At 53.9% G+C, this 10,460-nt stretch carries 7 protein-coding genes; 6 read left to right on the forward strand and 1 reads right to left on the reverse strand.

Annotation, left to right across the window (positions count from 1 at the left end; translation table 11 throughout):
• From IE224_RS19920 to IE224_RS19945, 6 genes are all read left to right on the forward strand, one after another.
• Positions 1–525: sugar nucleotidyltransferase (locus IE224_RS19920; RefSeq protein ID WP_268246568.1), on the forward strand; the 525-nt coding region annotated here is incomplete at its 5' end.
• A gap of 228 nt (positions 526–753) precedes the next feature.
• Entirely contained in the window at positions 754–1,323 is a 570-nt protein-coding gene (locus tag IE224_RS19925) for a hypothetical protein (RefSeq protein WP_191313165.1), read from the forward strand.
• Positions 1,320–1,811 (forward strand): hypothetical protein, encoded by a 492-nt coding sequence (locus tag IE224_RS19930; RefSeq protein ID WP_191313167.1) that lies wholly within the window; start codon positions 1,320–1,322, stop codon positions 1,809–1,811. The genes IE224_RS19925 and IE224_RS19930 overlap by 4 nt, the downstream gene beginning before the upstream one ends.
• On the forward strand, positions 1,812–4,385 hold the full coding sequence (locus tag IE224_RS19935; RefSeq protein ID WP_191313170.1) for a rhamnan synthesis F family protein: 2,574 nt from the start codon (positions 1,812–1,814) through the stop codon (positions 4,383–4,385).
• A gap of 641 nt (positions 4,386–5,026) precedes the next feature.
• Positions 5,027–8,203 (forward strand): glycosyltransferase, encoded by a 3,177-nt coding sequence (locus IE224_RS19940; RefSeq protein WP_229849482.1) that lies wholly within the window; start codon positions 5,027–5,029, stop codon positions 8,201–8,203.
• An 86-nt stretch (positions 8,204–8,289) separates the two neighbouring features.
• The gene (locus IE224_RS19945; RefSeq protein ID WP_191313172.1) at positions 8,290–9,945 is read left to right on the forward strand and encodes a hypothetical protein; all 1,656 of its coding nucleotides are present in this window, start codon (positions 8,290–8,292) and stop codon (positions 9,943–9,945) included.
• A 101-nt stretch (positions 9,946–10,046) separates the two neighbouring features.
• Here the strand turns inward: IE224_RS19945 and IE224_RS19950 are convergent.
• Positions 10,047–10,460: hypothetical protein (locus IE224_RS19950; RefSeq protein WP_191313174.1), on the reverse strand; the 414-nt coding region annotated here is incomplete at its 5' end.

Genomic DNA, 10,460 nt, shown 5'->3' on the forward strand with positions numbered 1-10,460 from the left:
TTGCCCGAACTGCTGAAGGCGGCAGGCGGGCGTGACAGCGGCGGCACGGTCTTCGGCTATCGCGTGGCCGATCCGGAACGCTATGGGGTGGTGGATTTCCAGAGCGACGGCCGGGTGCGGGCGATCATCGAGAAGCCGGACCTGCCGCCCTCGAACTTTGCCGTGACGGGGCTTTACTTCCTGGACGGCACCGCGCCCGAGCGCGCGCGCCAGGTCCAGCCCTCTGAAAGGGGGGAACTGGAGATCACCACGCTTCTGGAAAGCTATCTCCATGACGGCAGCCTGACGGTGGAAAAGATGGGCCGTGGCTTTGCCTGGCTGGACACCGGCACCCATGGCAGCCTTCTGGATGCCGGCAACTTCGTGCGCACGCTGGAAAAGCGCCAGGGCCTGCAAACCGGCTGCCCCGAGGAGATCGCCTTCGAGGCCGGCTGGATCACCGAGGACGCCCTGCGCGAACAAGCGCAACGCTTCTCCAAAAACGAATACGGCCGCTACCTGATGGGGCTGCTGGGCCCGCACTGACGCAGCCGTCCCGCAAGCGCCGCCGCATACAAGGCAGCAGTTCCCGTCCCCGTCTGACGGTAAAGCCCAAGACGGGGCAGGAGAGATTGCTGTCTCAGCAGGAGATTTGACGATGCATCATAAGACGATTGCTGTCTTGCAATCGAGATCATCTGATGGTTCTGGATTTGTGGCAGTTGTTTCGCAATCCGTTTACAAGCCTTTGTTTCCAGCAAATAGCCTTACGATATGCGGCGTATCCAACACGGTTTTGGCAACATCAGCAGTACACCCAAGCTGATAGATCAATCTGATGTCGCGCCTCGTAATACGAGCTGTCAAATTCTGTACAGCGATCAATCGCGTATCACTGCTGCCATCAGCGGATCCGACATTCGCAACATCATGCTCGAAGCCGTGGTGCCGCGGTTCAAGACGCTGCGTGCTGCCGCGACAAGTAAGATGCTGATCCAACAATGGGCCGCCTTAATTGCCAATGAAACTCCGATATTTTCTCGGCAGATCGGTCGAAGCCTTGCTTCACGCCGATCCGCAGTCCGCAGGGAAACGGCATCTCTCGCGCAATTCTCCTCGAACCAGTGGCTGAAAAAGCTCGCTATTCTTGAAACGTTCAAGGGGTACGTCCCAGTGACACCGCTGCTCAATATCACAACCATCCTCGGGTCAATTGAACGCTGTGTCCAAGATTACAACGATCGCTACCGGTACTTAGGGCTGAAATGCCCTCGCTTCGTAAGCTCATTGCAGCTCAAACAACAACCGCCTGAGTATCAGGTGAACAGGAGCAAGAGCACATGATCACCATCATTCATGCATCGGAACACCGCGCTGCTACGAGGTTTCCGATCACCATGAAGGATGTTGTTCCGGCCAATAAGATCATTGCATTAGTGGGAGAGCCTGAAGCGTTCGACAACGTGCTGCCAGAGAGGGGAGGGGAGATTGGCAGATCGATCCTGCGTGTGACACTTCTGCAGCCCCGAACTTCGGCTTTTGACGTGCTGGCCGATTGCGCCCGGCTGTTCCAGCAACTTCTTGCTGAGCATTTGGGAGGTCTACAATATCTCCGGGCAGGAAGCAATCTGCCCCCAGAGCAAGAGCAAGGATCCCAATCCAAGCCTGTCGTTTGGAGCTCTGGAGAGGATGGGTCTGTCACGGCTTTTTGTCTTGCGCCTGTTGTTGCCAGCAGCCCGCTCTTGATGTCCCTGACTTCTGACCTTGCCGCTCGTCCAATGTTGGAAGAACGGCGTTTTGATTTTCTTGCCAATGCCTTTGAGGGATTTTGAATGCAGCATCCGGAAGAAATCTGGAAAGCCTTGGCTGGACGCGTCGGGATCACCATTAATCGGCCTGATTTCCGGTTCGATCCTAGCTTCTATGCCCGGACTTATCCCGATCTTGCTATAAATGACGCGGCTGCCTTGCAGGATCATTTTGACAAGCATGGGCGGTTGGAGGGGCGCTACGCCACCAGCTACAGTCAATTGCGCCAGAAGGCTCCCTATATTGACCCGGCGCTTGCAAAGCTGATTGTCGATCCGGCTTTGACGGAGTTGGTTGAAAAAGGTCATCCAGATGCACTGCATCTGGCATTCGAACTGATACAGCTTGGTGCACCGATTGATGCCTGCATCTCAGATTTCTCCATGCAGGCATATTTGGAATGGCATCCGGATATTGCGCAGGCGGGAATGAACCCGCTCATCCATTATCTGCGCTTTGGGACGATTGAGGGTGGACGGCGCACTTTGGCTGATCTGCGCACGGGGCTGCATACGGGGCAGCAGCAGTTTCGCTCTGAACTACCAACTGTCATGATCTGCCTGCACGAGATGTCGCAAACCGACACGTCTGCCGTTGGGCTTGATCTGGCCCGTCAGGCTGGCCAGACGCATAATGTTGTAGTAGTAACTCTACGTGGCGGAGCACTGCTTGATCGGTTCTTGCCCCTTTGCTGCAGCGTCCTGATTACTGAAAATCCACTGCGCGAAATCCCTTATGTACGCGGAGAAGTATTCGGGAAAATCGATTATGCCATATTAAGCTCTGTTGAGTGCGCGCTTTTCATTCATCCGTTGGTCGCTCAAGACATTCCTTTTGCAGCCTATATTCATGAATATGCGGATTATACTTTCCCACCATGGAAATCAGCCTACACGGCAGCCTTCGCAAATCTTCTTATCTTTTCGGCCGAACATGTTCGAGAAAGCTGGCAAGGTCGACTGGCCGATGTGACTTTTGACACTGCCAACGACAGCACCATTATTCCTCAGCGTCCCCTGATCGAAGGTCAGGTCACAGAAATGCGACGGATCGAGGCCCGCAGGACCCTGTGCAAGGCTCTGGGACGAGATCTGACGAATGCGCGGATAATTTGTGGCGCAGGCCATGTGCATTGGCCCAAGGGCACGGATACATTTGTGCAGGCCGCACAAGCCTGCAGTGATGTTGACCCAGAAACGGTATTTGTTTGGATCGGAGATCGCCGTAACCATCAGGACATGGGCTTCGGCGTGTTGTTCGACTATCATCTGCGGCAGGTCAGGGCGGACCGGAAGGATGGCAACCTGTTCTTCGTCTCAGCGCGTGCGCTTTACCTTGACGTTTTGGATGCGGCGGATGCGATGTTCCTGTCATCGCGTCTGGACCCGTTGCCTAACGCGGTTTTCGATGCTGTTCAGCGCGGCTGCCAGGTTGTCTGCTTTGAAGGCGCGACCGGCTTTGCCGACGCCCGTTATCATGGATCCGACAGGATCATCCGTGTGCCTTATGCAGATCCTGCGGCTGCGATAGCCGCATTGCTGGCATTGCCCCGGAAGACGGGTGTTTGGGAAGAGACACCTGGCCCTCCTATCAAAGGACATTCCTTGTTCGACCGCATCCGCTGGGCTTTGCAGGACCGACTGGGCCGGCAGCGCAGTTTCGTCCTAGGTCGGAGCACATTCGATATCCCGCTTCTTTTTACCAAATCGGATAGGGACCGCCCCCTGCGTCAGCGCGAGCGTGAGAAACTGTTCAGCTATGGGCGGCGTCTGCTGTGGCGTGACGTCGATGATGCGCGGGCGACGCTGACAGCATCGGACAATTGGATTCACAAGCGGACAAGGCTGGAAGATTACAGCTCCCTCGCAGCCGATGATCCGCAGGTTCCAGAGTACGCAATCCATATCCATGCGTTCTACATAGACAATCTTCTTGCCGACCTTCGCGATCATGCGGCCTTTGTCCGTGCTTCGCGGATCTTGGTCACCACTGATACCGAAACCAAGGCCAAGACCATCCGACAGATGGGTGCCGATCAGGGCCTAACGATTGAAACTCATCTGGTTCCGAACCAAGGGCGCGACATCCTGCCTTTTCTGCGCCTGTTCGGACGTGAAGAGCTGGCTGGTGAGGATCGCATTTGGTGCCACCTGCACCAGAAGAAATCCATTCAAACCACTTCGCACGGAGATGTTTGGCGGCGCTTCCTGCACCGGATCCTGCTGGGAGACAACCATACGTTGTCCTCGGCCATCCTGCAGATTGCGCAGCCCGGTGTAGGCCTTGTCGCGCCGTTCGAACCTCATTTCGTGCCTTGGGATGACTCGCGTCGCCTGTTGCCCGACATCGCGGACTGCTTCCCTGGCCCGATGCCCGACAACCCCTTGCTCTTCCCGGTCGGCAATATGTTCTGGACCCGTGCCGAGGTGGCGCGTGACATGCTGAACCTGTTTGGAGAGGATCATGCTTGGCCAAACGAGCCGATCCCGACCGATGGGACTGAGTATCACCTAATCGAACGCCTGTGGCCTGCCGTTGCTGCCCGCATGAAGTTGAACTCGGTCTTTCTCCATAAGGAGGGTGAGGAGAGAGTTTGACCAGAATGGACCAGGGCAGGGCAGGTCGGTAGCGACCTGCTCAACAAGTTGATCTCATTGACATGCTGCCAACTCTCTAGTCACGGCTTTGTCTTTGTGTTCACAGAACTGGCAGCAGGCTACATCAACGGGACTTGCTTGACGAAGTACCTTCTTGCATCCCCGTCTGCCTACTATTGCAAGACTGCATCAGCGTGAACTTTGGGTCCGTTGCCCAGCCAAGATGCTCGACCGCTGTCTTTTCTTTTCATCCAAAAAGTGGCAAGCGCTTTGGCAAGAGGCTGACCATGCAGATTGACAATCCGGTCCTACCAAGTGTGCAGCTTCTGCTCCCATGTGCGGGGCAATAGACGGTTTCTTTTTGGGCAGATGACAAGCGAATGATGGAGCAGGCTGCGCCGTCAGGGGCGGGGGCTTAAGGGCGAATATGGCGCGATAATTAGCAATCTGCAAATATCAGGAATGTTGAATTATTTCGCTATGAATGATTCATCCCAGAGAATTGCAATATCATGCAAGCTGCCATCAAAATAAGAAAAAAGTTCACTTCATAATTATTTCGTAAATGTGGTTTAGAATGAAACGCGCGCGTCATTCAGTTCTTTAAGGGATGGGGTGCTCACAAAGCAAGAGAAGATTGAATGTCGCTGGATCATATGAGTTTTTCTGACTTGGCGTCGCTGAGCGCGATATCGGACCACGCATTGGTCGTCCATGTCTGGCATCTCGACGTGCTGGACGACTTGGTTGAAGCGGCGGCTAATCTGCCCGAGACGACGGATCAGTTCGTCACCATTCCGAACATTTTCGAGGCAGCGCAACGTGAGCAGGTGGCCTTGGCCTTTCCCCGTGCCCAGCTGCTGCCGATCGAGAATATTGGCCAGGACGTAGGCGCGCTGTTCCAGCTGATGAAGCAAGTGGATCTGGGCCGATATAACTTCATCTGCAAGATCCACACGAAAAAGGGGCCTAACATGCCGAACGAGTGGCGAAGGGCGCTGCTCGATGGGGTGCTGGGATCGCAACGGCAGGTGAAGCATATCATCGACCGCTTCCGCACTGATCCCCAAGTGATGTTGGCAGGGGCGCGGCAGTTGTATGTTCATGGACCCTCTTACCTTGAGCCGAATGCGGAGGGGGTTGAAAAGGCCTTCGGAGAAATGATAGGCGACTTTGACTTCCGTACAGAAGACTGGGGTTTCATCGCAGGGACCTGCTTCTGGATCCGCACCTCGATCCTAGAGGAAATGGCGGCATGTTCGATGGATTTTCATCCTGCAGCCTATGTTACCGATGGGGCGCCAGCACATGCGGCGGAAAGGATGTTCGGGCTGGGCGTTGCGGTTCGAAGCGGCAAGATGCTGTTGCAGGATTTACGCTTTTCCAGACGGCTTCCGGATGAGGAGCACGGCTTCCCCAATGACTTGCCACGCAAATGGCTACGGTTGGCACAAGTTCTGACGCCGCTTGCCGTCAATATGTTCATCAAGCCTTATCGCGCGCCAGTCGAGGCCGATGCGTTGGCGAAAGTGTCGGACGTACGTCGGCGGGTTGCAGTCTTTGCCTCCTATTCCGCCGATGGTATTCTGCCGCCACAGGTAATTCCGTACCTAGAAGGGTTGAAGCCCTTGACTGCGGGCATTGTCGTGGTCTGCGACAACGATCTTCTTCCATCGGAACTAGAAAAACTGTCTGGCCTTGCCGTACATGTCATTACCGGCCGGCATGGCGAATATGACTTTGGTTCCTACAAGCGTGGCGTTGCTTGGGCGCGCGAGGCAGGCCTACTGGACCAGGCAGACGATCTGATCCTGTGCAACGACAGTTGCTATGGCCCTGTGCAGTCCTTTGCACCGATGTTTGCCACGATGGAGGGAAAGGGTCTCGATTTCTGGGGGGCAACAGATAGCCATGAGTTCAGCTATCACCTGCAAAGCTACTTTGTTGTTCTGACGCGTCGGGTATTCACCTCTGCTGCGTTCATGACCTTCATCAACGGGGTTACCAAACAGGATAATGTACAAAAGGTCATTATTAACTACGAAATCGGCCTCACAAAGATTCTTCTGGAAGAGGGGTTTGCAGCGGCTGCGCTGATACCAAATTATCTAGCTGGATTGCATAAGAAAGATCCAACTTACGATAATATTACTCTTTTTCCGCTTTATGCCTTGGAGAGAGGACTTCCCCTTCTAAAGGTAAAGGTCATGCGGAATGCTTCTATGAATACAGATGGCGCAAGTCGCGTGCTGTCTTGGCTGCGAAATAATGATGAAAAGCTATATAAAAATATCAATTATGACATAGAGATTTCCCGCTTCAATGATGCCGAAGACGTGAAGTTTACTGTTATCATGCCTACTTTCAATCGCCGTTGGTGCATTTCAAATGCCATTGCAAGCGTAATGGCGCAGACCCATTCAAATTTCGAATTGATTATAGTTGACGACGCATCAAATGACGGAACTGACTATGAAGTAATGAATGACTTCAAAGATCAGATCAAGCAGGGAAAAATTCGTTATTTGAAGCTTCCCACCAACGTGGGAGTGTCGCGAGCGCGGAATATAGGGTTATCACATGCAGATAGCCCTTGGATCGCATACGCTGATAGCGACAACACAATGAGGCCTTACTTCCTATCGATGATGGCCAATTGTATTGCAAACCACCCAGAAAAGGATGCTTTGTATGGAAGAATGATTAATATAAACGAAGGTTCAATTATTGGAAGGCCCTTCGAGCAGGGGGACCTTATTAGAGGCAACTTTATCGACCTTGGTGTTTTTTGCCATCGCCGTTCTATCGCCACAAAGTTAGGTGGATTTGATGATAGCCTGAAAAGGCTAGTAGATTGGGATCTATGCATCCGTTACACTCGGCATCAGGCGCCCGCTTACATCAATCGGATTCTATTGGACTACGTAGATGAAGAGCGGCAAGATAGGATATCTGTTCGGGAGTCGTATCTGAAGGCAGATGTTCAGGTTCGACATAAGCATAGTCCAAAACCAACTGTAACATCGGTGATTTTGGGTTATAATCATGAGGATTTTATTGTAGAGGCCATTGAGAGCGCGCTTGAGCAGCGAGGCGACTTCCATCACGAGATTCTTCTTGCTGATGATGGCTCTACTGACGGGACTGCCCGAATTATGTCCCGTTATGTAGAAAAATACCCGATGAAGATCCGAAGCATTACCCGCGGAGGAAATTTCGGCGTATCGGAAAATTACCGCCATTGTTTTAGAGAGGCTCAAGGACAGTTTATTTCAGTTCTCGAAGGTGACGATTATTGGACAGACCCAGAGAAGAACATCAAGCAGGTAACATTCTTGCGTGATCATCTAGACGCAGCCATGGTTCTATCGCGCATCGAACTTTATGATATGAAGAAGAACTCAAGGCGACTTCTCAAGCGGCAAGAGGGTCTCCCCAGTATGCTGTCTGCAGCGGATTTCGCTCGGAACGAGCATCTCAACCTGATCGTCAATTTGTCGTGCTGCATGTTCCGAAGCGATATCATGAAGCGGCTTCCCAGTACTCTCTATGAACCACGGTTGAGCGAAATTGCAATTGCCTTCTATCTTGATCGCATTGGCGGGATCGGCTTCCTTCCACAGGTCATGAGCACCTATCGCATGAATGAAAAAAGCGTCTGGACAGGTGCGGATCGTACATCGCAACACCAACAGGCTATCGATGTGCGGCAATGTGCCTTGCGTGTCGCGCGGCCTATCTATCGTGCTATAATCCAGGAGCACATCGACCGAAGGAAAGACCTTCTTGCTGCTGAACTTATAAAAGTGGCAGCCTGAGGAGCCTTTGAAAAGAGTTCCACATCGGCTTAGCGGCGAACAATAGAGACATGGGCTTGCGCCCTTACGGATAGAGTACAAGACTCATGAATTATGATCGTGCAATGAACAGCAAGGCGGCAGTCAAAGTCGCCGTTCTAGTTTTGGGGATGCACCGTTCCGGTACGTCCTTGCTGGGCGGCATTCTTGAAAAACTGGGCTGTCAGGGCGCGCAGACTAAGATGGGTCCAAACCAGTGGAATGCAAAGGGCTATTTTGAGTCCCCCGAGATCATGAAGTTGAATGATGATGTCCTGGACGCACTTGGCTCTCGCTGGGACGACTGGTCGCCGCTTCACCCTGGCTGGCATCGATCGCCGCGCTTTAGTGAGTTCCGTGCCCGCATCGCCGAACTCATGGCTGCGGAATACGGCAGTGCCTCGCTCATCTACCTCAAGGACCCTCGCATCTGCCGGCTGCTGCCACTGTGGCGAGAAGCGCTGACCGAGGCTGGCTATGGCCTAGCCTGCATCCATACACACCGAAACCCCTTGGATGTCACCCGCTCGTTGCAGGTTCGCACTGGAGTCGAGGTTGACCCAGGCATCGGCATGCTGCTGTGGCTGCGGCATGTTCTGGATACCGAAGCGGGAAGCAGGGGCTTGCCGCGCATCTTCACGAGCTATTCGCGCATTCTGTCGAACTGGACAGAATTCTCAGACCAGGCTGAAAGGACTTTCGGCTTCTCCTGGCCTCTGATAGCTCAGGCCCGCGATGCACGGGTGCAGGAGATCATTGACCCCGTATTGCGTCACTACGATACCCCGGTCGATGCGTTCCTCAACAACTCGGCCACTCCCGAGCTTGCGAAGGATTGCCTGCGGGTCTTGGAAGCTTGGGCCAAAAATGGCGAGGACGAAGCAGGCCGCGAGACAATGGCTGCGGTTCGCGAGCGTTTCGACCAATCGTCCGAGTTGTTCGCCCGCCCGCTAGCCGAACTTGCTACGAAACGCCAGCAGATGCGTTCTCTCGAGGCCTCTCACATGGCGGAACAGGAGCCGGCAAAGAGGCATGAAATCAATGTCGCACTGCGAGACGAACTTGAGGCACAACAGCGTACTTTCTGTGAGCAGGAGGCTTCACTTCGCAAGGAGTTGATTCAAGCAAATACCTGTCTAACACAAGTTCAAGAAGAGGCGGAGGCGGAACAGGCCAAGCTTCAGGCAGAACTGAACGCATTTGCCGACAAGGTCATCGAGCGAGATCAAACTGCCGCGGCGCTTCGCAAGGAACTGGGCCAAGCCAACACCCGTCTGGCTCAGGTCCGGGAAGAGGCGGAGGCGCAACAGGCCAAGCTTCAGGCAGAACTGAAGGCATCCGCTGACAAGGTCATCGAGCGAGATCAAACTGCCGCGGCGCTTCGCAAGGAACTGGGCCAAGCCAACACCCGTCTGGCTCAGGTCTGGGAAGAGGCGGAGGCGCAACAGGCCAAGCTTCAGGCAGAACTGAACGCATTCGCCGACAAGGTCATCGGACGAGATAAAACTGCTGCGGCGCTTCGCAAGGAACTGAGCCAAGCCAACGCCCGTCTAACCCAGGTTCGGGAAAAAGCCGAGGCGCAACGTCATAAAATCTCTTCCAGTTATACTAGAGAGATACAAAAGCTGCATCGTACTTATCAGTCTAGCACCTCATGGAAATGCTCGGCACCAATCCGAGCAATCGGACGCTTGCTGAAAGGCAAGAGGCGTCATGTTTCATAAGCTGCCTGGATAACGGCGGCGCCAGCTGACCACGCTGCCGGTGCAGAGTAATACTCTTTTGATAAGTTGGGACGGTAGTCGGTTGATTATTACCGTAACGGTTAAGCCTTGAGACGTCGCACGAGCTCAGGATCACTGAAAGGGTCATCAAGCATTAACCTGCCGCGGATCGACCCGGGCAATCTGCTTGTCTTGTGGCTGCGGCAAGCCGCCTCGGCCTGTATTTCGTGCAACATTTCAACCAGCCGAAAGTTTGGCATAGAGCCGCCAACCTCATCGGGATGATGCAACGCGCCATTGTAAAGCCCGGACAGCGCGATCCCGTGGCGGCGCAGCCAGCCCGTCGCCACGATGACCAAGCCGGAAAACTCCAGCATCCGGCGGTCCAAGGTTGGGGAGGAGCGCAACTCCGCCGGGACTCTCATTAGTCCAGCCTGAACAACTCTTACTGCATTGATTTTATGTGCTGAAGATGCGGTTTCATTCGCTTTGAATTGCAGGGTTTCGTATGCTTT

This window comes from Paracoccus aerius (assembly GCF_014656455.1).
GTDB classification, from domain to species: Bacteria; Pseudomonadota; Alphaproteobacteria; order Rhodobacterales; family Rhodobacteraceae; genus Paracoccus; species Paracoccus aerius.